19 protein-coding genes are annotated in these 24,496 nt (G+C 34.7%); 14 read left to right on the top strand and 5 right to left on the bottom strand.

Annotated features, from left to right (window positions below; translation table 11 throughout):
* Positions 1–73: 73 nt before the first annotated feature.
* Positions 74–1,174: a TrkA family potassium uptake protein gene (locus tag QP953_RS16845; RefSeq protein WP_052592022.1), complete on the top strand. Its 1,101-nt coding sequence runs from the start codon at positions 74–76 to the stop codon at positions 1,172–1,174.
* Positions 1,175–1,198: 24 nt separating this feature from the next.
* Here QP953_RS16845 and QP953_RS16840 read toward each other — a convergent pair whose 3' ends face one another.
* Positions 1,199–1,567, bottom strand: a complete 369-nt coding sequence (locus QP953_RS16840; protein ID WP_309551973.1) for a DUF2200 domain-containing protein — start codon at positions 1,565–1,567, stop codon at positions 1,199–1,201.
* A 136-nt stretch (positions 1,568–1,703) separates the two neighbouring features.
* Positions 1,704–2,273, bottom strand: a complete 570-nt coding sequence (locus tag QP953_RS16835) for a hypothetical protein (protein ID WP_309551971.1) — start codon at positions 2,271–2,273, stop codon at positions 1,704–1,706.
* A gap of 249 nt (positions 2,274–2,522) precedes the next feature.
* Between QP953_RS16835 and paaD the strand changes: the two genes are divergently transcribed.
* The 13 genes from paaD to QP953_RS16770 all read left to right on the top strand — a co-directional run bounded on the left by paaD (position 2,523) and on the right by QP953_RS16770 (position 18,518).
* Positions 2,523–3,014, top strand: a complete 492-nt coding sequence (gene paaD, locus QP953_RS16830) for a 1,2-phenylacetyl-CoA epoxidase subunit PaaD (RefSeq protein WP_309551970.1) — start codon at positions 2,523–2,525, stop codon at positions 3,012–3,014.
* Positions 3,015–3,259: 245 nt separating this feature from the next.
* Positions 3,260–4,039 carry an enoyl-CoA hydratase-related protein gene (locus tag QP953_RS16825; protein WP_309551969.1) on the top strand — a complete coding sequence of 260 codons (780 nt, stop codon included), beginning with the start codon at positions 3,260–3,262 and terminating at the stop codon, positions 4,037–4,039.
* 57 nt (positions 4,040–4,096) lie between these two features.
* Positions 4,097–5,239 carry a 3-hydroxyacyl-CoA dehydrogenase NAD-binding domain-containing protein gene (locus QP953_RS16820; protein WP_309551968.1) on the top strand — a complete coding sequence of 381 codons (1,143 nt, stop codon included), beginning with the start codon at positions 4,097–4,099 and terminating at the stop codon, positions 5,237–5,239.
* Positions 5,240–5,332: 93 nt separating this feature from the next.
* Positions 5,333–5,764, top strand: a complete 432-nt coding sequence (locus QP953_RS16815) for a hotdog fold thioesterase (protein WP_309551967.1) — start codon at positions 5,333–5,335, stop codon at positions 5,762–5,764.
* A gap of 593 nt (positions 5,765–6,357) precedes the next feature.
* Positions 6,358–7,413 carry a 3-oxoacyl-ACP synthase III family protein gene (locus tag QP953_RS16810; protein ID WP_052592038.1) on the top strand — a complete coding sequence of 352 codons (1,056 nt, stop codon included), beginning with the start codon at positions 6,358–6,360 and terminating at the stop codon, positions 7,411–7,413.
* A gap of 195 nt (positions 7,414–7,608) precedes the next feature.
* Positions 7,609–9,198 carry a S8 family peptidase gene (locus tag QP953_RS16805; RefSeq protein ID WP_309551966.1) on the top strand — a complete coding sequence of 530 codons (1,590 nt, stop codon included), beginning with the start codon at positions 7,609–7,611 and terminating at the stop codon, positions 9,196–9,198.
* Positions 9,199–9,580: 382 nt separating this feature from the next.
* A complete protein-coding gene (locus QP953_RS16800) occupies positions 9,581–10,669 on the top strand; it encodes an OmpA family protein (protein ID WP_052592042.1) in 1,089 nt (362 codons plus the stop codon).
* 595 nt (positions 10,670–11,264) lie between these two features.
* Positions 11,265–12,644 (top strand): hypothetical protein, encoded by a 1,380-nt coding sequence (locus tag QP953_RS16795; protein ID WP_052592044.1) that lies wholly within the window; start codon positions 11,265–11,267, stop codon positions 12,642–12,644.
* Entirely contained in the window at positions 12,641–13,321 is a 681-nt protein-coding gene (locus QP953_RS16790; protein ID WP_309551965.1) for a class I SAM-dependent methyltransferase, read from the top strand. The genes QP953_RS16795 and QP953_RS16790 overlap by 4 nt, the downstream gene beginning before the upstream one ends.
* 168 nt (positions 13,322–13,489) lie before the next feature.
* A complete protein-coding gene (locus QP953_RS16785; protein WP_052592050.1) occupies positions 13,490–14,650 on the top strand; it encodes a glycosyltransferase family 2 protein in 1,161 nt (386 codons plus the stop codon).
* Between the two features lie 161 nt (positions 14,651–14,811).
* Complete coding sequence (locus QP953_RS16780; RefSeq protein ID WP_052592052.1) at positions 14,812–16,218, top strand: hypothetical protein; 1,407 nt, start codon at positions 14,812–14,814, stop codon at positions 16,216–16,218.
* 13 nt (positions 16,219–16,231) lie between these two features.
* Positions 16,232–17,596, top strand: coding sequence for a hypothetical protein (locus tag QP953_RS16775; RefSeq protein ID WP_309551963.1), 1,365 nt, complete (start codon positions 16,232–16,234; stop codon positions 17,594–17,596).
* Between the two features lie 229 nt (positions 17,597–17,825).
* Positions 17,826–18,518 carry a CpcT/CpeT family chromophore lyase gene (locus QP953_RS16770; protein WP_309551961.1) on the top strand — a complete coding sequence of 231 codons (693 nt, stop codon included), beginning with the start codon at positions 17,826–17,828 and terminating at the stop codon, positions 18,516–18,518.
* A 9-nt stretch (positions 18,519–18,527) separates the two neighbouring features.
* Here QP953_RS16770 and QP953_RS16765 read toward each other — a convergent pair whose 3' ends face one another.
* From QP953_RS16765 to QP953_RS16755, 3 genes are all read right to left on the bottom strand, one after another.
* Complete coding sequence (locus QP953_RS16765; RefSeq protein WP_309551959.1) at positions 18,528–22,295, bottom strand: ATP-binding protein; 3,768 nt, start codon at positions 22,293–22,295, stop codon at positions 18,528–18,530.
* Positions 22,296–22,580: 285 nt separating this feature from the next.
* Complete coding sequence (locus tag QP953_RS16760) at positions 22,581–23,012, bottom strand: energy transducer TonB (protein WP_309551957.1); 432 nt, start codon at positions 23,010–23,012, stop codon at positions 22,581–22,583.
* A 154-nt stretch (positions 23,013–23,166) separates the two neighbouring features.
* Positions 23,167–24,489, bottom strand: a complete 1,323-nt coding sequence (locus QP953_RS16755) for a M56 family metallopeptidase (RefSeq protein ID WP_309551955.1) — start codon at positions 24,487–24,489, stop codon at positions 23,167–23,169.
* Positions 24,490–24,496: the final 7 nt, after the last annotated feature.

Genomic DNA, 24,496 nt, shown 5'->3' with positions numbered 1-24,496 from the left:
GTGTAATTTGTTATCTTTCTTTTACTTCGTTCAATAGTCAGACCAACCCCTTGTTTAAAAGAATCCTCTGTCAATGCTTCCAGGTAGCTATCATAAAAATTCGGTACGGATACAGCGTTTTCAACGTGTCAATAAATATATTCGAAATATTTTATTGGCGATTGTTTTGCTATGTACGACTACAGTCACTGGGATCGTGGGATTTATGACAATAGATCATTATACTTTTTCAGAGGCGTTTTATATGACCATTATCACCTTGTCGACAGTAGGGTTTGGGGAAGTGCAACCCTTGTCTCCCAATGGACAGGTATTTACGTCCTTTTTGATTATTTTTAATTTGGGTGTTTTTGCTTATGCAATTTCTATTATTTCCAATTTTATTCTAGAAGGCGAACTGAGAGTTTTCTTAAAAGATTATAAAATGTACCAAAAAATACAGAAACTAGAAGACCACACCATTGTTTGCGGTTTTGGTCGTCATGGTCGACAAATTTGCAAAGAGTTGACAAAGAATAATTTGCCTTTTGTCGTGATAGAACCAGAGGGGAAACAGTTTGAGGATTTGAGAGAACTGAAGTACTTGTTTATGGAAGGAGATGCTACCGATGATGAAATTTTGATTGATGCAGGAATTCACAATGCAAAAGCGGTGGTGGTAACCTATAATGAGAATGCTTTGAATGTCTATACTGTTCTAACAGCAAGACAGTTGAACCCTAAATTGAGAATTATAACTAGAGCGACAGATCGTACTGCGGAAAAGAAATTATTAAGAGCAGGTGCCAATCATGTTGTGTTAACAGAGGTGATTGGGGGATTTTATATGGCAACTCTAATTCATCAGCCCAATGTCGTGGAGTTTTTTAGCATTATTTCCAATATGGGAGATGTGTCGATCCATTTCAAAGAGGTACATTATGATGAATTAAAAAAGGAATATCGAGACAAATCGATTTTAGATTTAAGCCTACGCTCTCATACTGGTGTCAATATTATTGGGGTTAGAAGAGTAGGGGGACAATATGATGTCAACCCCAAGCCTGATATTATTATCAAGAAAGGAATGACGTTGGTTGTTTTGGGTGATTTAAATCAAATTAAACTATTCCAAGACAGAATTATGATGAATCAACCTCCATCGGAGGATCAAAACACACATTCACGTTATTAAAAAAAGCACCCTATAAAAATAACATTAGGCATTGCTACGTAGAATTTTCTCCATTTTACGCCCTTTTGCCAATTCATCAACTAATTTATCTAAATACCTAACTTGTTGTGTCAAAGGAGTTTTGATCTCTTCTACTCTATAGCCACAGATGACACCTGTAATAAGAGGTGTATTGGGATGCAAGGAGGCATTTTTAAAAAATGTTTCAAAAGACACCTTGTCCTCTATTTGCTTTTGTAAGGCGCTTTCATCATAGCCTGTTAACCATTCTAAAACTTGATGTAGTTCAGCTTTAGTTCTTCCTTTTTTCTCTACTTTATGAACGTAATGCGGGTATACAGAGGCAAATGTCATTTTTGCAATGCGCTCATCTTGTTTTGTAGTGTCTTTCATTATTTGGATTTTTTTATCAATTAGTATATTGAATCAATAGAGGTCTAAGTAATCATTCAGAAAAAATATAGCTAAAAAGTAACTTTCTTTTGCATTGTTCTTCATCAAAACGTCTTGTTTTAGCTTGCTAAAGTACTTATTGTGAACAACGGCTTATTTTTAGAAATTGGCTGCACCTGTTTTCAAACCCTTCAAAAGAGTCTATTAAAATTGCTGCACCACCTTTGTGCATTAGTTGATTGGTAACCTCATTGACTATTTTTTCAGCACCTAATGGATCTAGACCTCCTAAATCAAAGATAATATTCCTAGTGTAAGAAAGTGTAGTCAATAATGATATTAATTTTCTGTCAGTACCAGGTAAATGGGTAATTTTAGAATTAGGAAAAATATTCTCAAAAGAAACAATTTGATGTAGAGTGTTTGAAGGTGTTTTAGCATTTTTGTAAATATACTTTTGAACACTGGTGGGGATAAAAAACTCTTTGATGCTATTGAGTTGTATGTTAGCAACAGTAGTTATGTTTTCATTGATTGTTAATTTTGGATGTAGTTTCTTGCTACTAAAAAGCAAGAAAAGTTGTTCCTTTAGATGCAATGCTTCAAAGCTATTTTCTACGAATAAAAGAATAAAGTCTCCTTTATTTAAGGTAAAAGGAGGGATTTTAAAGCCATTTACTATAAAACCATTGCTTTGAGCGATCATTTACAAGTTTTATTTGTTGCTAATAATAATGCCTAAATTGGAAGGATTAAAGAGAATGATTAGTTGCAATTCTAGCAATATTAAGCATTAGAATGACCGTTATCTAATACACCATAATCATTTTCTAACATGGTTGTTTGTTTATAGGATTGTAATAGAATTTATAATGTATTATAAATCTAAAAATTGATAGTTGCAAACTTTGAATCCTCTAATTTTAATGTATTTTTGTTTAAAGAATTCAATATTATGACGAAAAAAGAAACACAAGAAGTATGGACATTGTTGGAACAGGTTTCAGATCCTGAGATTCCTGTTTTGACGGTGATTGATATGGGAGTGATTCGAGATGTGAGAGCGCAAGAAGGGCAAATAGAAGTAGTGATTACGCCAACTTATTCGGGCTGCCCTGCAATGGATATGATTGAGGTAGAAATCCGTTCGGTTTTACAGGAGAATGGTTATGATAATGTGGCGGTAAAAATGGTGTTGTCTCCCGCATGGACAACCGATTGGATGTCAGAATCAGGAAAGAAGAAATTGAAGGAATACGGGATTGCTCCTCCTGAAGGAACAACGATAGACAAAAGTGTCTTATTTGGCGAAGCAAAAAAAATTGAATGTCCAAGGTGTCATTCTCGAAACACAGAGATGTTGAGTCAATTTGGTTCTACAGCTTGCAAGGCTTTGTATCAATGTTCGGACTGCAAAGAACCTTTTGATTATTTTAAATGTCATTAGAACTTAGTAGTTAGCTACGCTGCTACTATGTGGTCGTTGCTTTTTTACTTTTTTAGCTCGTAAGATCGCGAGCTTAATTACCAAAAGATAATTATCTAAAAATATACTTGAGTAAGCGGGCTAAAATGAACGATTACTTAATATTTATTAATAATAGCAGCTCACGAATAAGCTTTGAGCCCCATAAGTTGCTTGGAGTTACTCTGTGCATAAAGTGAATTGCTAGAATAAAGAACAATCTAAAAATGTCAGAAACGGTTCAATTTAAACAAGAAAATGGCGTCGCAATATTAACGCTCAATAGACCCAAAGCATTTAACAGCTTTAATCGAGAAATGGCTTTTGCTTTGTTGGAGCGATTGGATGCTTGTGCCAAAGATGAAACCATTCGTGCAATTGTGTTGACAGGAGAGGGCCGAGCTTTTTGCGCTGGTCAGGATTTGAAGGAGGCAACAGAGGATAATGGGATCAGTTTTGAGATGATTTTGAACGAACATTACAATCCAATAATCAAGGCTATTAGAACAATTAAGAAACCTGTTCTTGCTGCTGTAAATGGTGTCGCAGCTGGAGCAGGAGCAAATATTGCTTTTGCTTGTGATATGACAATTGCCAAGAAATCGGCTAGCTTTACACAGGCATTTAGTAAAATTGGTTTGGTGCCTGATAGTGGAGGAACATTCTTTTTGCCACGCTTAGTAGGGATGCAACGAGCGACTGCTATGATGATGTTGAGCAACAAAATTACAGCACAAGGAGCTGTTGAAATGGGATTGATCTATCAATATGTAGAGGACGAGCAATTTGAGGAGCAGGTCATGAACTTGGCAACTTCTTTGGCTAAGATGCCAACTAAAGCTTTAGGGATGACCAAAGAATTGATCAATGCAGGCATGCAAAATGACTTGGATAGTCAATTGGAGATGGAAGGCAAATATCAAATAGAAGCGAGTCGAAGTGCCGATTATGAAGAAGGTGTAAACGCTTTTTTGGAAAAGAGAAAACCTGAATTTAAAGGCAAATAAGGGGCTGTTTTAGCAAAAAAGATTGATTATTAGGTTTAAAACTCAAAAAAATAAAAAATGAAAGTAGGAGTACTAGGTGCTGGTTCAATGGGAATTGGAATTGCTCAAATTGCAGCAGGATTTGGTCATGAAGTTGTGTTGTGTGATAATAATGCGGCTGCGATGGAAAAATCAATTCAACAACTAACTAAAGTATTGCATCGTTTGGTCGAAAAGGGAAAAGTGACCACAGAATATGTTGGTGATTTGTTAATGAGAATTCAACAAACTTCTTTAATTAATGAGTTTAACGATTGCGATATTGTTATTGAAGCGATTGTTGAAAATCTAGCCATCAAAAAATCTGTTTTCCAAAAAATGGAAGATGTGGTAAGTGATACTTGTATTTTGGCAACCAATACTTCTTCTTTGTCTGTTGCTTCTATTGCTGCTGCTTGTGCGAAACCAGAACGAGTGCTTGGAATTCATTTCTTCAATCCAGCTCCATTGATGAAATTGGTTGAAATTATTCCAGCGATTCAAACAAGTTCAGAGGTCTTAACAAAAGCACGAGATTTGATTGATTCTTGGCAGAAAGTGACTGTTTTGGCAAAAGATACGCCTGGTTTTATTGTCAATCGTGTTGCCCGCCCTTTTTATGGCGAATCTTTGCGTATTTTGGAAGAGGGAATTGCAGATGTTGCGACAATTGATTGGGCAATGACGGAATTGGCAGGTTTTAGAATGGGACCCTTTACATTGATGGATTATATCGGGAATGATGTCAACTATGTTGTAACAGAAACAGTCTTTACAGCCTTTTATTTTGACCCAAGATACAAACCCGCTTTTACACAAAAACGCTTATCAGAAGCAGGGTACTTGGGGCGTAAAACAGGCAGAGGTTATTATGATTATGCGGAAGGGGCTAACAATCCTGTAGCGACCAAAGATCAAGTATTGGGACAACAGATTGTCGATAGAGTTGTCGTGATGTTGATCAATGAAGCAGCAGATGCGTTGTTCTGGAATGTGGCATCTGCCGAAGACATTGATTTAGCCATGACCAAAGGTGTCAATTATCCCAAAGGTTTGTTGCAATGGGCGAAAGAAATTGGTTATCAAACATGTGTTGATCGTTTGGATACTTTGTATAATGAGTATCATGAAGATAGATATCGCTGTAGCCCAATGTTGAGACGGATGGCTAAAGAAGCATAGTATCTTAACAGAGCGTGCGTAAAACTTTTTTAAAATTAAAAATGCGAGCCAAGTCAGAGTGGATTTGGTTCGCATTGTTATTCCATTCAAAATATGAATTCAAAAGAAAAAGCATACCAAATAGCAGAAGAACAAATGTATAATCACGATGCCTTTAGTCAATGGTTGGGGATTGAGATCGTCGATTTGGATGCAGGAAAGGCGGTTCTAAAAATGGTCGTTCGAGATGAAATGACCAATGGTTTTGGTATAGCACACGGAGGAATTACGTATTCGTTGGCAGATAGTGCGCTTGCTTTTGCTTCTAATGCTTATGGTCGCCATAGTGTGTCTATTGAAACGTCAATATCGCATACGCAACCTGTTCGAGTTAACGATGTTCTGCTGGCTAGCGTTTGCGAAGAGAGTTTGAACCACAAAATTGGTGTTTATCGAGTACTGATTGAAAATCAATCGAAGGAAACGGTAGCAATATTTAAAGGAACGGTATATCGTAGTTCTAAAGAATGGGAAGTGATGGAATAAAAGGAGATAGAGTTAAAGCAACTAGAAGATTACAATCGAATGTAGTGGTTTTGCGTAGCGTGATAAGTAATAGTACAAAAGTATGATACTTAATAATCGTTAATCATATTCTTATCGGAATATTAATAAGATAGGTCGAAAAAGAATTTTTTTTTACCTAAAAGTAAGGATATTGCAAATTACTTGGAAAGCAGTATCCTTTTATAAAAAGACAAAAGTGTTTGTGAAAGCTATAAATAGTAGATTGGGTTCTACTTCGTTTTTTCAAAAAAAAACTTATTTTTACGGCACTTTTCAAGACATCGCAGTTGGCACAACTTTATTTTTTATAAAAGTAAAAAATGTTTGCAAACAAGGTGTTTAATAACATTCAATAGTTCGTTGAAACTATGAAGTACTAGTGCGGATAGATTTTATTAGTTTAATGACACTATTACTAAGTAGCGTTTCATGGAATAAATTGATGTGAATGTATTCTTTATTTTTTGTTAACGGACTTGTGACCTCAGGGAAGAACGGGGGAGAGCGAGTTTTTGGTAGCGCAAAAAATGAAAAAAATCAACGAACTACTAAACATTAGTAAAAGGCTATATATGACACAGATTAGAACAAAAATTAAGGGTTTAGGTTTTTTTGTACCTAAAAATATTGTTACGAATGACGATTTGACAAAAGTAATGGATACTAGTGATGAATGGATTCGTGCAAGAACGGGAATTGAAGAACGTCGTTATGTAACTCGTTTTAAAGACACTCCTTCTACAATGGGAGCAGAAGCTGCCAGAATCGCTATGGATCGTGCTGGTGTAAAACCTGAAGATATTGATTTTGTTGTGTTTGCAACATTGAGTCCTGATTATTACTTCCCAGGTGGTGGGGTTTTGGTACAGCGTGAGTTAGGTTTGGGGCATTGCGGATGTCTAGATGTGCGCAACCAGTGTTCTGGTTTTGTGTATGGTTTGTCGGTAGCAGATCAGTATATTCGTACAGGAACGTACAAAAATATATTGTTGATAGGATCAGAAGTACACTCAGCAGGAATTGATTTTAGTACTAGAGGGCGTGATGTAACGGTAATTTTTGGAGATGGAGCTGGTGCGGCTGTTTTGCAACCAACAACAGAAGAAGGAAAAGGTATTTTGACAACGCATTTGCATGCAGATGGTCGTTATGCTGAAAAACTTGCCTTCAAGAATCCTGGATCTCATGCAGGGGTATTTACTGGTGAAACAGATATTTTCCCTAAAGAAGATCCTTATGCTTCTTTAATGATTACACCTAAAATGGTAGAGGATGGAGATCACTATCCTAACATGGACGGGCAATTCGTATTTAAACATGCTGTTCAACGTTTTCCAGAAGTAATTGGCGAAGCGCTCCAAGCAACAGGTTTGTCTGTGTCAGACATTGATTTGTTAGTACCACATCAAGCTAACTTGAGAATTGCACAGTTTGTTCAAAAAACATTGCAGTTGCCTGATGAAAAAGTGTTTAATAATATTCAAAAATATGGTAACACAACCGCAGCATCTATTCCGATTGCACTAACAGAAGCATGGGAGCAAGGTTTGGTCAAAGATGGTGACTTAATTTGTTTGGCTGCTTTTGGTAGTGGTTTTACATGGGCAAGTGCTTTAATTAGATGGTAATTGGCATTAACATTTTTTTGTCGGATTTTAAAATCCTGTTAAAAGGTATTGGTTTGTAAAAATCGGCATTGCTATTGATTTTAGCTAGATCAAATTCCTCGGATTAGAGGATTGGAATGAAACAAATTTTGTATAAAAGGTTTGTCGCCTTTTATAAGTACAGTATATAAGATTACTTAACAATTTAACAACAGTATGAAATTAAGAAATATAATATTTCCTGCTTGCTTCGTTGCTCAAGCGTTTTTTGCTAATGCTCAAGCGCCAGAGAACTGGTATAATTTGGACAAAGAGACCGATAATGTTCAAGGAGTGAGTACAGAAAAGGCTTATAAAGAGCTATTGAAAGGAAAACAATCTTCGACCGTCGTTGTCGCTATTATTGACTCTGGTATCGACGAAGAGCACGAGGATTTGAAAGATGTGATGTGGATTAACGAAGATGAAATTGCTGGAAATGGTATTGATGATGACAAAAATGGATACATTGACGATGTCTATGGATGGAATTTCATCGGGGGTAAAGACGGTAAACATGTGGGGAAAGATAGTTACGAGTTAACTCGTGTGTATACTTACTTGAAAAATAAAAAACGCAACAAAAAAGAAGAAGAGCGTTACAAAAAGATTAGAGAAGAATTTGATGCTAAGGTGACAGGAATGCAAAATAGCATGCAAGAGACACAAGCAATTTATGGTGTGGTGACTTCTTTGTTGGAAGCTTTGGGAGACAAGCCAATGACGGCAGAAAATGTAAAAGCAATTGAAGCCAAAGGTGATAAAGTTACTATGGCAAAACAATTGTTTGAGGCTGTTTTTGTACCTCAATTAGAAACACCTCAAGATACAGTTCCTGGCGAAGAAATTGTAAAGCAATTGGAAGGTGCTTTGGAGTATTATTCTGATGCCTTGGAATATGGGTACAATGAAGAGTTCAACCCTAGAGATATCGTGGGAGATAATTACATGAAGTCGAAAGAAAAAAATTATGGAAATAACGATATCACTGGACCAGATGCAAGACATGGTACGCATGTTGCAGGTATTGTTGGAGCTGTTCGTACCAACGATATAGGAAACAAGGGCGTTGCGGATAACGTAAGGTTAATGGCTGTTCGTGTTGTTCCTGATGGAGATGAGCGTGACAAAGATGTTGCTAATGGTATTATTTACGCTGTTGACAATGGTGCTAAAATCATTAACATGAGCTTTGGAAAAGGGTATGCGTTTGACAAGAAAATCGTTGATAAAGCAGTTAAATATGCAGAAAGAAAAGGTGTCTTATTGGTACATGCTGCTGGAAATAGTGCTTTGAATACAGATGTAGAAAGCAATTATCCAAACAAGTATTGTAAAGATAACACAGCTAAACCTTACAGCAACTGGTTAGAAGTTGGTGCTCTTTCTTGGAGAGGTGGTGCTGATGCACCAGCAACTTTTTCTAACTATGGTAAGAGAAATGTAGATGTATTTGCTCCTGGTGTAGATATTTATGCAACAGTACCTGGTTCTAAATACGAAGCATTGAGCGGTACTAGTATGGCATCTCCTGTAACGGCAGGGGTAGCAGCATTGGTATGGTCTTATTACCCAGAGTTGACTGTAAAAGAATTGCGCAAATGTTTGGTAGAGTCTACTGTTAAAATGAACGAATATGTTAATGTTCCTGGTTCTGGTGGCGCTACGCAAATAGAATTTAAAGATTTGTGTAATACTAGTGGTGTTGTTAATGCTTATAATGCATTAAAAATGGCTGAAAAGATTGTTGCTGATAAGAAAAAATAAATTATAAGTATTGTTATTAATAACATTATTTTAGAATGATTAAAACCTTCTCTTAGTTAAACACTTTGGGAAGGTTTTCTTTTATGATTTGAACTAGAATGTTGCTCAATGGCTTAAAAAAGAATGCCTTATGTGCTTTGTTTTTGCGAAAAATAATATCTTAGAGTGGTTACATTATCCAATTTTGAACCATTACTACAAAAAAGTTTATTTGCGTTCATTAACTGTAGTAGTAAGTTGTACTGTTACGTGGTTTTAACCAACTATTGTAAATAGAAACTGAGTTAACATATTATTGGTGTAAAACGTTTAGTAGATAACGCTTTATTCAAAACATGTTCTATTCCCAATTGACATTTATCTAATTAAAATTACAAATCCTATGAAATTATCTGTACACACGTTGATTTCTTTTATGTTTCTGTTTGGAGTTTATTTTAGTGCAAGCGCTGCTCCAGATTATACCGATTATGTTCCCAAATATCGTAGTCAAAACAAAAATTTCATGCTCACAAAAATTGAATATACGACTAGTGAGATGATTCTTCATTTTAGATATGTGGCTAGTAGAGAAGAAGAAATAATCTATTTTCCAGGCTCATCTAGATCAACTGCTTGGAAATTGTATACTTCTGGCAGAAGTGGTTCTGAATTGACCAAATACGCTACACTCGAAAACATTACAATTAACGGCGAATTAAAATCCAAAAAAATAGAAGCAGGTGATGAACCTTCTTTTGTTGCGAGATATGGGGAGGTGATTAGAGGAGAAGCGCACTTTGGTAGGCTTCCTGGAAATGTAAAAGCAATTAATTTTAAGGCTAGCACTTTGGCAATTTGCAGCGATATTTTGGTAAAAGATGAAGATAGCCCAATGTTGGGAACGGTAGAGCAAATGGAAGGTAGTGTCGAGCGTTTTGATAAAATGCTTACTAATTTGGGGATAACAGTAGTTCCTGAACCCACTCAAAATAAATCTAATTTGGGAATTGCTAATAATGCAGAAGCCAAGGAAGAAGATCTTTCTACAGAAAATGCGGTGAAAGATGAAATTATTGTGAAAGCACAAGAACCAATTACATATACTCCGCAAGAATTAAATTCTTCAGAAGATTTGGATTGCAACAAGCGGGTGATCTTGAAAAATGTCTATTTTGATGACAATAGTGCTAGTTATGCAGGACGCGTCAATGCCTTAAAAACAATTCAGGTAATTGTCGACTATATGAATTATTATCCTCAAGCTATGATTATTTTACATGGACATAGTGATGTTTTAGGAGACCAAATTCGGAGCTTTGAGTTGTCAAAAGAGCGAGTGCTAGCAGTTAGAAATTCTCTAGTCTTAAGGGGGATTGATAATGATAGGATTCGAACAATTGCGCATGGAAGTAAACAACCATTACCAAAGTTTGAAAATGGAGGTAAAAAAAATAGAAGAGTTGAAGTAGAATTGATCTGTAGGGATTAATAGGATCAATGTAGTTGACCGACATAATGATTAGTGTCCAAGAGCACTCTTAAAACTTAATATTTCTATTAAAAAAGTTTTAAGAGTGCTTTTTTAGTAAATGAATGGCGCATAAAATCTGATAAAAAAAACAAAAATGCATACCATCTGAAAGCTATAGAAGTATTCTAAGAAGTTTTTTTGCCAAAAGGTTAAATTTTTTAGATGTTTTTTTTCTGATAAAGCCAATATTCTGTATTTGAGCATATTTTAGATTAACGTTATAATTGTAACAGAAAGAAGAAATATACAAGTTGGTTATGTATAATGTTCATTTTAGTGAGTGTCGTGTAGATTAACAAAAGAAAAAAAGATAAAGAGAAAAGGAAATAGACGAAATTCTTTTGTAATCAAATAGCCTTCCTTGATAAATTAGATTTGGTGGTTCGAGTTCTAATTTATGACTAATAACAAGGAAGGTTATTTTTTTATAAAAATCCAACTTTTTTTAACTTTTTACTCTCCTAAACCAACATTTAACTCACAGTAAAGCCCTCCAGACATATAAAATATTATCTTTGCGGGAAAAGAATATTTCACTTGAATTTAGCCCTTAATGAAACTAACAAAATTAGAGTTGTTACTTTATCTAAGTATTATAGCTTTGCTTTTTTGTGCTCCTGCATTTTACAATGGCTTTCCCATTTTATTTCCTGATACTGCAAGTTATATCAATGCAGGTTTTATTGATAAAGTGCAAGGGTCTAGACCTTGGCTTTACAGTGGTTTCATTCGGCATATAAGTTTGTGGGAAACCTTATGGCTAGTTGTTTTTACACAAGGTTTTTTAATGGCGGGTACGGTCTATTTAATGTTCAAAGAGTTTTACCAAGGACAAAACAGGAATAAACTATTTATATTTTACAGTTTAATTATAGGAACTACCACTGCTGTATCATTCCATGTAAGTAGATTGATGCCGGATATTTTTACACCTATAGTTATTTTACTTTTTGGCTTGATGTTGCTTGAAAAACATCTTAGTCGAAAAGAAAAAATCTTTGCCATTATACTATTTATAGCGGCATCAGGAATGCATAATTCACATTTAGTGATGAATATAGGGATGATCCTATTGGTTATCTTTGGGAGTTTGTTCAAGGCACTTCGAGTACATTACCAATCATTAGGAATCACAAAAAAAAGAGTTGGATGGTTGACCTTATGCGTTGTCATAACCCATTTATTTACTTGTACATTGCATTATTCTAAAAGTGGAGAATTTGTAGCAACTAGAGGGGGCTCCATCTTCTTATTTGCTCGACTGTGCGATTTTGGAATCGTACAAAGTTATTTGGAAGAGCATTGTGGAGAAGACTTAAATGGCGGTATTTGTGACCATCCTGGCAAATTGTATTATGCTGGAAATTTTTTGTGGCACAAGAATTCTTACCTAAATAAAAGTGGTGGGTGGTCAAAACACAACGAGGCGTATTTTGGCGAATTGACCAAAAAAATATTGACAACGCCCAAATATCTAAAAGCTTATATCATACGTTCGATAGAGGCGACATTTATTCAATTTTTTATATTTGATTATAGCCCTGTAGAACCTCATATAAAATGGGTGACAGGTTCTGTCAAACTATACTACCCCATGTACATATTGGCAGCGGATGGTAGTCGCCAAATGCAAGATGGTTACAATCAGAACTATGTTGATGTCAATAATGTGATTCAACAAATCGTTGTATTTATATCTTTCTTGCTTGTTCTATTACTCTTGTGGCATCCTAAGACTTCAAAACAACAAAAAGCGTTGGCAATATTAATTATATTAAGTTTATTAGTTAATGCTTTCATAGGAGCAGCTACTTCAGGAGTGTTTGATCGTTATCAAAGCCGAGTCAATTGGCTGTTAACTTTACCTGCTTTTTGGATGGTTTGTTACTGGTTGAGTAAGTTTGAATTATTTGAAAAAAAAGCTAGAATATGAGTTCACCAATTGCTAAAAAAACTAAAAGTAATTTAGAAAAAACGATTATAAAGTCACACCAGAAATTATCTCACAATAATAGAATTAATTATTTGTCTAATCTTTTTATAGGATTATTAGATGAATTAAATTTAGATGAAATTTCTTTGTTAGATATTGGTTGTGGCGATATGTCTATTGCTGAAAACTTGATGAATAGCAGGGAAAATATCAATGCGATATGTTTGGATACCTATCCGCTTCCTGAGCAATACAAGGGAGAAGAAAAGTGGGAAAAATATGTCAGTTTTGATGGACGAACAATGCCTTTTGAAGATAAAAAATTTGACGTGGCTATTTTGTGTGATGTGCTGCATCACGATTTTGAGTTTGCGGATGTTATCTTAAAAGAAGCTTGCAGGGTGGCAAAATACATAGTTGTCAAAGATCATTTCGAATATGGAATGGTTTCTCGGCAAACATTACGTTTAATGGATTTTATTGGAAATTGGGGATATGGCGTTTCTGTACCCGATCGATATTTTTCAAAAGAAACATATCAAGATGTATTGAACCAGTTAGGAGGTGTGAAAGAATTAAAACAAATCTGCCCAATACCTCTGTATGAACATAATTTTCTTTTTAATCTAATTTGTCCAGGGAAGTTGCAATACATTTCTATTCTGAAAAGTGCCTAGTCATTTATGCTACTATTTATATAAAAAATAGCTATTATTGTTTTGCTATACCGACTTGTCTTTTAACTATAATAGTGACTTGTTTAAAAATACGTTAGTTTGTTGGCTGTTTGCACAGAACTTTCGATAAATTAATGATAAAAAATTAATCATAAAAACTTGAACTCGATGTCTGATGAACTTTTAGAATTGACAATTCTAATGCCTTGCTTGAATGAAGAACTTACGCTAGGAACTTGTATAAAAAAAGCAAAAAAATACTTAGAAGAAAATAATATAAGAGGAGAGATTGTTATAGGAGATAATGGAAGTACAGATCGTTCGATTGAAATTGCGGAATCTCTAGGAGCTCGCGTAATTAACATTCCCCAAAAGGGCTACGGTAGTGCTTTAATTGGAGGAATAAAAGCAGCGAAGGGTAAGTATGTGATTATGGGGGATTCAGACGATAGCTATGATTTTTCAAGACTAATGCCTTATGTCGAAAAACTGCGAGAGGGGAATGACTTAGTAATGGGCAATCGTTTTAAGGGAGGGATTGAAAAAGGAGCCATGCCATTTTTGCACAAGTACTTGGGCAACCCTGTATTGTCATTTATTGGGCGCTTGTTTTTTAATACTTCTATTGGCGATTTTCACTGCGGTTTGAGAGGCTTTAATAGGGAGAGAATGTTATCTATTAATTTGGAATGTCCAGGAATGGAGTTTGCGTCAGAGATGGTGGTGAAGTCTATCTTAAATGATTTTAAAATTGCAGAAGTTCCAACAACTTTGTCTAAAGATGGAAGAGATCGTCCTCCTCATTTGAATACATGGACAGATGGATGGCGCCATTTAAGATTTTTGCTATTATATAGCCCTGCATGGTTGTTTTTATATCCTGGGATAGTGCTGTTTTTATTGGGAACAGTGTTGACGATAATGTTATTGTTGCAACCTTTACACATATTGGGGATTGAATTGGATATACACACTTTAGCATACAGTGCAACTAGTATTTTTATAGGTTTTCAGTTGATGTTTTTCTTCGTGTTCTCTAGAATATATGCTAGCATGAACGGATTGCTTCCTCCCAACAAACTGTATAATTATTACAAAAACAAGTTCTCTTTAGAGAAGGGGTTGATTTTAGGCGGTTGTTTTATTCTTTTAGGAATTGCTTTGGTCATTGCAGCGTGGCTTTCTTGGCAATCTGTGGATTATGGTGATTTAAAACCAAGAGAAACTCTACGTACTGTAATTCCATCTATCTTCTTCTTAATTGGAGGGATTCAAATTGCTCAAAGTAGCTTTTTAATTAGCATATTAGAACTAAAAAAAACAAAGTAATTTATCCTTCAATCTAGTGCAGAATAGCATAAATTTTCAAACGAGTATTTTTTGTGAAATTTCTTGATTCTGTCATCAAATATGAGCGTTCTTGAATTTTATCAAAAATACTCTAATAACAATTAAAACTTCTGTTAGAATGTACTTTGTAATTATCACCCATGAAATGGACTCGTCTAGAGAAAATTAGTTACCTTTTAGTAGCTGTATTGGTTTTATGTATTCCCGCTTTTTACAATGGTTTTCCTTTTAGATTTCCAGATACCACAGGGTACTTAACATCAGGATTTGAGAATAAAATCGGAGATGCTCGTGCTTGGTTATATGCAGGTTTTATTAGGCATGTAAGCTTATGGGAGACTTTATGGTTCGTTGTTTTTGCTCAAGGTCTGCTTATTACTGGAACAATTTACTTGTTGTTTAAATATTTTTTTAGGCATAAATACAAGAGAGAGTTCGCGATAGTATATGTAATACTTGCAGGTTTGACGACAGCCATTTCTTTTCATGTGAGCATGTTGATGCCCGACATATTTACACCGATAGTTATATTGAGCTTTGGTCTATTGCTTTTGGGAAAGGAATTATCGCAAAGAGATAAAATCCTTACTGTTTTCTTGTTTGTAGGAGCAACAGCAATGCACAATTCGCACTTAGTATTAAATTTGGGAATATTAATTTTAATTGGTTTGACCATGCTCGTTAAACCTTGGCGCGTACAGTGGAATAGCTGGGGTGTCAATGGGAGAAAATTAGTACTGTTGATTGGGCTTATATTCTTTACGCATCTAAGTGTTTGCACGTTGCATTATAGCAAAGGTGGGGAATTTAAAGCAACACGAGGAGGTACAATATTTCTTTTTGCTCGATTGTGTGATTTTGGAATTGCGCAAAGTTATTTAGAAGAGCATTGCAAAGATTCAGAGGATGCTATTTGTTCGCATGTTCAAACTTTAAAATTAGGTAGAGGTTTTTTGTGGATGTGGCAAAGCTACTTGTATAAATCAGGAGGGTGGACAAAAGAAGGAGAAGCGTACTATGGGGAACTGGTTAAAGATATATTGACAACACCCAAGTATTTAAAGAAGTACATCATAAAGTCTACAGAGGCAATGTTCATGCAGTTTTTTTATTATGAAGTTGATCCTCTATCCGAAATGCGAAATAAAGTGAAGGATAGTGGTTTGATTAAGACATATTTTGAAACTTATGATTTAGCAGCTGTACACAGCCGACAGTTTAAAAAAACATATAGTAATACATTCATTGAACGTCAGAATGCAGTTCAACAATTTGTAATCGCAATTGCGATGATTTTATTAGTATTGTTGTTTTGGGATAAGAAATATTCAAAACAACAAAAAGCTCTTACCGTTTTTATTGTATTAGGTTTGTTCGTTAATGCCTTTATCGCAGGAGCTACCTCAGGAGTGTATGATCGTTATCAAAGTCGAGTAGCTTGGTTGCTTACCTTACCTGCTTTTTGGTATCTTTGTGCTAAGATAGAAACATTTGGTAAAATGCTATCTATAAGCAAAGATACTACCATTGAAAAAGATGCATCGTAGAAAAATTAAGTAGATGACTTTACTTCAAAAAATACTCTGTATAACCTTAGGTGCTTTAGTGCTCTGTGTACCTGCTTTTTACAATGGTTTTCCGTTTATGTTTCCCGATACCAATGGGTATATAATGACAGGTTTTACCAATGAAATAGGATATGCTAGGGTTTGGTTGTATGGAGGTTTTATAAGGCATATCAGTCTCTACGAATCGCCTTGGTTGGTCGTTATCGCACAAGGAATGTTAATTACAATGACCTTGTCTTTAGCGTTTAAGCATCTTTTTACCTGTTTTAATTGGCAAAAATATACCTTGCTTTATATTTTAGTGGTGGGACAGACGACAGCGGTTGCTTTTCACGTGAGTATGTTGATGCCTGATACCTTTACACCTATTGTTATTCTAAGCTTGTGCTTGCTTTTGTTTGGCAAAAAAATGTCAAAAAGTGCCACTATCTTAAGCGTCATCTTGTTTATGATGGCAACAGCAATGCACAATGCGCACTTAATACTAAATATTGGTTTGATTATAGGTTTGAGTCTTTTGATGCTGGTAAAAAAGGTGCGTTTGTTCTTAAAAAGTTGTGGCATAGGCTATCGAAAAATAGCATGGCTTGGAGGATTGGTAGTTATAACTCATTTGTTGGTGTGTACCTTGCACTATAGCAAAGGAGGAGCTTTTCAAGCAACCAAAGGCGGGCAAATCTTTCTTTTTGCACGGTTGTGTGATTTTGGAATTGCTCAAAGTTATTTGAAAGAAAATCGTGATATAGAGAAATTAAACCAACTGTATGATAATGTGACGAGCTTAGGTTTAGGAGCTCATTTTTTGTGGTCAGGCGAAAGTTATCTTTACCAAACGGGAGGTTGGACAAAAGAAAATGAAGCCTTTTACGGAAAACTTGTTAAAAATATATTGACAACACCCAAATATTTAAAAAAATACCTTATCAAAACGATGGAAACAACCCTTATGCAGTTCTTTTCTTATGAAAGAAGCCCTCATTCTGAACTGTATGGTGTTAATGCAAATGTAATCAATACCTATTTCCCAACTTATACATTAGCGGCAAAACACAGTAGACAACTGAAGCGCTCTTATAACGAGAGTTCTATTGAGAATCGAAATGCGATTCAACATGGTTTACTAATGTTATCTATGATAGTAATTTTAGTTATGTTGTGGAATTCAGGATATTCAAAATATCAAAAAGCAATCGCCTTATTTATTCTTTTTGCATTATTGTTAAATGCTTTTATTGCTGCTGCCTCTTCAGGTGTTTTTCATCGTTATCAAAGCCGAGTTGCTTGGTTGGTTACATTGCCTGCCTTTTATTTTATTAGTGATAAAGTTCATAACATATTTACTAGGATTAAAGAATAATCATTTATGAAATCTATGTGAGTGATTTGTTTTTTGTTGTGTTTTGTGGAATTAAATTTCGATTTTCAATTATAATTGATATTATATTTTATTATTGTTGCTTTTTTTATGTGAAAATTTTTCTTTAAAAACAAAGCATATAGGTAATAATAGGTGTATTTTTCCTATATTCATAGAATTGAAAATAAATAGATATTACCTCCCCATTCAATTCTAAATAAAGTAATATATGAAAAAATGCAACCTCAAAAAGGTGCTTTTGGGAATACTCTGTTGTTCTCTAATCGCTTGTCAAAAAGGAAGATCTTTGTCCAATGCATCAAAACTCTCTACTGAAAATAAGGAAACTTACTTGATGTCTAAAACTAGTCTTGAACGTTTGATTTTAATGCAAGAAGGCTTGTTTACGTTATATCTACCATCTAGAACGGAAGCCCTACGCCTCAAGTCAGGAGATAGTTTAATGGTATTTAGCAAGCAGTTCGGAGACCGAGACAAAGATGGTTATTGGCTGTATCAAAAGATGTATATGTCCTCATTTCCAGAAGAGCCACTGAGTGTTGGCTTTTTGAAATTTAGTAAAATCACAAGAGATTCATTTGTTGCCCAACAATACACTTCTCAAGAAGATTATAAGAGTGCAGATATAAATCCTGAAATTTTGGCAGAGGTAGAATTCAAAAATTTAGAGTTAGGTGATTGTGATATTATTTTTAAGAAAATTGGACAATTAGAGTTTAGAGGACAGACAGATACTTGTATCATAAACCATGAAGGAGGAGCAGTGCAAATTACTTCTAACACCTACCATATTGCCTCAGATGGGTTTAATGTTAAAACCAATCATTATAAAAAGAAAGAAGGAAAGATAGTTTATGATTCATTTGGCGATGCTTATTTTCATTATAACAACAAAAAGTAATCGAGGAAATTATACTACTGTAGTTGAAGATGTTCGTTCAACAGCCAATGGTAATTCAACAAAAAAGTCAGTTCCTTTGCCTTCCTCAGACTCAAAGTAAATTTGACCTTTTGCCATTTCAACAATCGTTTTAGACATAGCTAAACCAATGCCTGTACCTGAGCTTTTAGTGGTAAAATTGGGGACAAAAATATCGTCTTCTTGAGCTTTGGGAATGCCACAGCCATTATCAGATACTTTTAAAATAGCTGTAGTGCTGGTGGCTGCTAATTGAACTTTTATAATACCTGGTTGATCGTCAGGAATAGCTTGTACAGCGTTTTTGAGCAAGTTATTTAAAACACGCATAATTTGTGTTTTGTCAGCAAAAACAACACATTTTTTGGATGTCATATCCAAGTATAGTTGTACATTTTCTTCTTCTTTAAATAAGCTATATGCATTGCGAACGAGTTCATTGATATCTAAGAACTCATTGTTTGCGGTAGGCATTTTTGCAAAGTTAGAAAACTCTGAGGCAATGTGAGCCAAGCTATCAATTTGTTCAATTAGCGTATTGGAAACTCGTTTTACCATTTTTTGCGCCTTTTCAGGGTTGGTATTAACGACACGTTCTAGTAATTGGATGTTGAGTTTCATGGGAGTCAGCGGATTTTTGATTTCATGGGCAATCTGTTTGGCCATCTCTCGCCAAGCGCTTTCTCGTTGCGAACGAGCTAGTTTTTTGGTACTCTCTTCCAGTTCTTTAATCATATGGTTGTAACGATCAACCAATTCCCCAATTTCATCCTTGTTATTCCAAATCAACGGTTCATTCTTTTTTCCAAGTTCAACTGCATCTAATTTTGCGCCAATGACAGAAAGAGGGTTGGTAACAGAGTTGGCAATAAAAAAGGCGGCACCACCAGCTATTAATAAAAAGATAACATAGACGTTTAATAACGCGCCTAAGAATTCTGCAACATCTTGAGAACCAATATTGTTGGAGCCAGCTAAATCATAAGGTAGATTCAAATAAGCAATGGTTATTTCATTTTTATCTTTTAAAGGCATGTAGGCTGCGATGTATTCAAAATCATTAATAATCTCTGTACGCGATACTAAGTTTTGTTGTTCATTTCTCAGGAGTTGAAAGGCAATAGGGTTCATTTTTCTACTAATCAAATGCCGTTCAAAAACAACCTTTTCGGATGAGGTAATTAAATTCCCCCCTAAATCATAAATATTAACATCAATTTTGTGTATATCAGCTAAACTTCTAGCATCAGGAAGCTTGATAATAGAATCTTGATTTTGGTGAATTTGCCAAACCGCTGTTCGAGCCGTGCTGCTTATTTTTCTTAACAACCTTGATCGGTGGTAATCGTCGTATTCGTCGCTATAATAAGAGATTGTAATAATTGCAATAGCAACAAAGGACGTTAAGGTAACCATAATGATACCTCGTTGTATTTGCTCTCGAAGCGAGTTTTCAAAGTTTAAAATAGCAAATTTAATATTTGTTACTTTGAAAATAAGATAGTTAATAAGATAACCTAAGAATAACAAGAAAATACCAAAACAAAAGATATAGGCGAAAATAGTGAATACCTTAAACAGATTAAGCTTAGGAACCGTAACGATAGAGATAGTAGAACCGTCGTATTGGCTACTATAAACCAAATGATTTTTTTGGTCGTTGGTGCTTTTAATCATGAGCATTTTATACTCTCCAGGATCAGGTCTAGGAAGAGAATAAGCTAGTTGCGCCCTAAAATTAGACCCATTGGTTGAGACACGCTCTTCATATTTGTAAACCGCATAAGTAAATTGAGCATAAATACTCTCCAAACGTTCTTTGTTTCTACTTAATAACTCAACATAAATATTCGATTTTTTAAACTCTTTTTTGGGAGTAAATTCTATAATAACAATACCTAATAAAGCACCATTCTGTGTAATTGGTAATTTGGCATAATAGGCATATTGTCCATCGGGTATAGAATAAAATTGCAAATACTTTGAGATCGTTTTGCGACTACTTTTAATGATATTCATTAGTGACTCATAATCTCTAGTTTCGCCTCGATAAGGTTGTCCTTCCTCTTTGTAAATGTGAACACTGTAATCGTAACGACCAAAAAAGTAGTTGTCTAAGTATCGTGAAGTTAATAATTCTATTGCCTGAGTTCTAGGAGAAGGAGAAAGAGGGTTGTTCATGAACAGTTTTAAGAAACCATCATCTAGTATTTTGGGAACAAGAGATTTAAAGGTTACTTCTGTCTCCATGTCTCGCTCAAACGCCAAGGCTTTGGCAAAATCTTTTCTCAATGAAATACCTTTATCTGTATTAGAATTTTCGATGACAATGGTCGCAAATGTTGAAAATAAGAAGAGCCAAATACTAATCCAAGCTAAAGACGTTGTTTCTCGTTGCACAAAGAAATACAGAGTGATGGCATGTATCATAGATGCTATCGTAAATACTCCAATATCAATTGGGAGAACATTAGTAATGTATGCGACAACCAAAACAATCCCTAAGGCACTCGAAAACAAGCCAATATTGGTTCGTATTCCCAATTCAAATTCTTTAAGAAAAGTAAAGAATCGGTAAGTACAAAAGAAATAAGCCAGTAGCATAATTCCCATACCTGTTAATGCCAATAAGGAGTATAAATCTAAGCGAGAAAAGTCGTTAAACTCAAATGAAATAAAAGAGGACATAACGATATCTCGCATTGCAAATTGAGCACCTGCCAAGCCACCTATCAGTCCAATATAGCCTAATCCACCAACGGTCAGTTGTTGAATGAAACGATAGTTTTTGATATCGGTCAAACGAATCACCTTAGAGATGTAGATAGACAACCAAAATAGTAGTGCACTATCAATTAGAAAATCCCCCAAAGAGTAAAACCAAATGTTGTTTGCATTCGAAAGTCGCTCGTTAAATATGCCATATTCGTGCGCTAATAAGGGAAAATCATAAAAAATAGTGAAAAGCCTAAATAACAAAAATGTAAAGACAAAAAGACTTAAACCGAGTAGTATGTGCCCTTTGAAGCTAATTTTTTGAGCAATTAGATGGATGGCTAACAAAAATGAGAAGCTACTTAAAAAGTACAAGATAGTACTAAAGATAATAATCCAGTGATAGGGATAACTTTCGCTAGCTTGTATGTAAATAATTGGTCGCCCCAAACGATCTTTAATGCTGAAGTCTGTTTCTTCTTCACTAATCGTGATATAATTAGAAAATTCCTTCGGCATTAGCGCAAAGTAGTTTTGCAAATATTCGTTTTGTATGGAATAGTGCCTATAGAGTGGAATTAAGCCTTCAAGATTATAATAATAAGTGACGCCATCAATCAGGAATTGATACGGTCGCCGAATTCTCAAAAAAATGGATTCGTTGATTTTATACTTTTCAATGGTATCAACTTGGGAATATTGTATATCCGATTGAAAGGGAAGCACCTTATTATTGTTCCAATAAACAATAGAATCCTGATCGTTGTAAATAATAAAGGTATAAGGCTTGTTGATGTATTTCTCAACACTATCGCTTAGAACGTAACCTTCTACGGCATTTAAGAGAAAAGAACCATTATTAAATAAACCATCAATCTCTTTCTCTGCTTGATGCAACGCCTGCTCTATATTTTGAGCGTAAGTAGCTACATTGGGTGCTTGATGGGCGTAGTTTTCTATTACTTGACCTGTCGCAAATCCAAGTACAGCGAGAAGTAAACAAATAGAAATGGAATTAAAGAGGATTTGTTTAAGTTGATTCATAGCCAAGCGTTCACATAATTTGTACCATACTAAGAAAAAGATGTATAAGAACCAAAGAAAAGGATTTTTTTTAACAAAAAAGGCAATGAGCTAAATAAGAGAAACAGTGAAATTTTAAACTAATAATAGTTTTGTTTGCAATGTTTTACATTTGTTTACATTGTGATACATTTTATTTTTTAAAATTTAATGGTGTGCATTTGACATAAAAAAACAGAGTACCTTTAAGAGTACTCTGAGTTGCGAATGGTCATTACTTAATAATAAAATGTATTGGTTAAATTTTTATTCCATTTTGAATTTGAGAGGTAAACTTAGGGCAACATCAATAGGTTTCCCATCTTTTTTCCCTGGAATCCAGCGAATTCCTTTTTTATTCATTAGTTCTACCACGCGGATACCTTCATTATCAAAGATTTTATTAAGGGAGCGTTTAATAGAAATGTCTTTGATCGTTCCTTTAGAACTGACAACAAAATTGACCATTACGGTTCCTTCCTCTTTTCCTTCCACTTCTTTGGGATATTTCAGGTTATTTTGAATGAATGCCATGAGTTTTTCATGGGAACACCTTTTTTGTGATTTTTGGTCAGTTTCTTGGCAACCAGGAAATTGAGGCATTTGGTCAACTGTTTTAGTTGTTTCATTTTGTCCATTGACCAAGAGAGCAAAGAAAACTAATCCTAAACTCATCAAATATTTTATAATTGTAATCATGAGATTTTTTTGTAAAATAAAGTTCAACGCAAACAAACATTTTAAAACGTATTTTTACGTTGAACTTTTGAAAAAAATATTAAAAAAATAAAAGCGTCTTTATGGAAAAGTAAGCCCGTTTTATGTTTATGTTATTGATTTTTAGGTTTTACTTTTATTTTAGTTTAAATCGGATAGGCAAGTTATAAGTAACATCCACAAGCTTTCCTCCATCTTCTCCTGGTGTCCAAACAAGCCCATTTTCATTCATTAATTCTATAATACGAAGTACTTCAGCATCACATTCTTGACTTACAGAACGCAAAATTTTAGGATTTTTGATAGTACCAGTTTCAGAGACAATAAAGCTGACAATAGCTACTCCTTCTGTACCATCTTTCTTTGCTTTTTTAGGATATTTTATATTATCATAAATAAACTGCAATAACTTTTCATCAGCACAAGTTTTTTTTGCTTTATTATTGCCAGCGATATGCTCGCAACCAGGGAATCTAGGCATTTTTTCAGCTACAAACAAAGGAGATGTTTTATCTGACTCTGTTGGTTTGTATTTTGATGCGGTTAATTTTTCAGAAGATAGTTTTTCAGCGATTTCTGCTTCTGCTTCTGAAGGAAGATCTTTGCTGCAAGATACGGTCCAAAAGACAAGAAGAAAGGCACTAAAACTAAGTGCGTATCTGAAATAAGGAGGTCGATTGGATTTCTTTTTTTTAGTCATCATATTGATGCGTTTTTTTAATTGTGAATAAATAAGATGGTTGACCAATCCAATTTTTAATCCCGGGATGGATTGCTCAATTAGTAATTGACCATATTCCTTGATTGGAACATGTGAAAGGACAGCTTGATCAGCCAAAAATTCATGTTGGTCGCGCAAGGCTGTCTTATATAAAAATACTAAAGGGTTGAACCAAAACAGAATGCTTAAGCATTCTACAAGCAATAAGTCTAAAGTGTGTTTTTGGCGAATGTGTGCTGTTTCATGCTCTATGACATATTGATATGCTTGCTTTTCTAAAGCAATATTGTTGCTAATAAATAGGTAAGAACCAAATGAAAAAGGAGAGTGAATAGAATTGGTTTTTATTAAAGTATAGAAAGATTTGTGTTCTGCCATTCCATTTTTGTACATAGAATGTAGTTTTTGTAATGATAGAACAAAGCGTACTACGCCAACAAATACTCCGATTCCATAAATCCCCAAAAGGATGGATGACCAATGCCAGTAGTTCGTGTATTCCACTGTTTCTGCCACTTGTTCTCCTACTGTAATTTCCTCTAAGAAATAGGATAGTTGTGGAATAGGATAGGTGTAAGTTGTTTCAATTTGTAAAAAAGGTAACCATAAACCCGTAATTAGAGTTATTAAAAGATACCCTCTATTGACTCCAAAGAAGTGTTCTTGCTGCAAAAGTAAAATATAAGCAAGATAAAATATCAACCAACTAAAACTAACTTCAAGTATATAAGAAATCATTGGAATC

Source organism: Aureispira sp. CCB-E, from assembly GCF_031326345.1.
Lineage (GTDB): Bacteria > Bacteroidota > Bacteroidia > Chitinophagales > Saprospiraceae > Aureispira.
The sequence above is the reverse complement of the archived record's forward strand: the minus strand, read 5'-3'. Positions and strand labels throughout refer to the sequence as shown.

Excerpts from the sequence above, each read along its gene's own strand:
- QP953_RS16840 (WP_309551973.1), bottom strand. The coding sequence starts at position 1,567 with ATGAAAGACACTACAAAACAAGATGAGCGCATTGCAAAAATGACATTT.
- QP953_RS16800 (WP_052592042.1), top strand. The coding sequence starts at position 9,581 with ATGAAATTATCTGTACACACGTTGATTTCTTTTATGTTTCTGTTTGGA.
- QP953_RS16785 (WP_052592050.1), top strand. The coding sequence starts at position 13,490 with ATGTCTGATGAACTTTTAGAATTGACAATTCTAATGCCTTGCTTGAAT.
- paaD (WP_309551970.1), top strand. The coding sequence starts at position 2,523 with ATGACGAAAAAAGAAACACAAGAAGTATGGACATTGTTGGAACAGGTT.
- QP953_RS16755 (WP_309551955.1), bottom strand. The coding sequence starts at position 24,489 with ATGATTTCTTATATACTTGAAGTTAGTTTTAGTTGGTTGATATTTTAT.
- QP953_RS16780 (WP_052592052.1), top strand. The coding sequence starts at position 14,812 with ATGAAATGGACTCGTCTAGAGAAAATTAGTTACCTTTTAGTAGCTGTA.
- QP953_RS16795 (WP_052592044.1), top strand. The coding sequence starts at position 11,265 with ATGAAACTAACAAAATTAGAGTTGTTACTTTATCTAAGTATTATAGCT.
- QP953_RS16760 (WP_309551957.1), bottom strand. The coding sequence starts at position 23,012 with ATGATTACAATTATAAAATATTTGATGAGTTTAGGATTAGTTTTCTTT.
- QP953_RS16805 (WP_309551966.1), top strand. The coding sequence starts at position 7,609 with ATGAAATTAAGAAATATAATATTTCCTGCTTGCTTCGTTGCTCAAGCG.
- QP953_RS16820 (WP_309551968.1), top strand. The coding sequence starts at position 4,097 with ATGAAAGTAGGAGTACTAGGTGCTGGTTCAATGGGAATTGGAATTGCT.
- QP953_RS16770 (WP_309551961.1), top strand. The coding sequence starts at position 17,826 with ATGAAAAAATGCAACCTCAAAAAGGTGCTTTTGGGAATACTCTGTTGT.
- QP953_RS16835 (WP_309551971.1), bottom strand. The coding sequence starts at position 2,273 with ATGATCGCTCAAAGCAATGGTTTTATAGTAAATGGCTTTAAAATCCCT.
- QP953_RS16815 (WP_309551967.1), top strand. The coding sequence starts at position 5,333 with ATGAATTCAAAAGAAAAAGCATACCAAATAGCAGAAGAACAAATGTAT.
- QP953_RS16810 (WP_052592038.1), top strand. The coding sequence starts at position 6,358 with ATGACACAGATTAGAACAAAAATTAAGGGTTTAGGTTTTTTTGTACCT.
- QP953_RS16825 (WP_309551969.1), top strand. The coding sequence starts at position 3,260 with ATGTCAGAAACGGTTCAATTTAAACAAGAAAATGGCGTCGCAATATTA.
- QP953_RS16790 (WP_309551965.1), top strand. The coding sequence starts at position 12,641 with ATGAGTTCACCAATTGCTAAAAAAACTAAAAGTAATTTAGAAAAAACG.
- QP953_RS16775 (WP_309551963.1), top strand. The coding sequence starts at position 16,232 with ATGACTTTACTTCAAAAAATACTCTGTATAACCTTAGGTGCTTTAGTG.
- QP953_RS16845 (WP_052592022.1), top strand. The coding sequence starts at position 74 with ATGCTTCCAGGTAGCTATCATAAAAATTCGGTACGGATACAGCGTTTT.
- QP953_RS16765 (WP_309551959.1), bottom strand. The coding sequence starts at position 22,295 with ATGAATCAACTTAAACAAATCCTCTTTAATTCCATTTCTATTTGTTTA.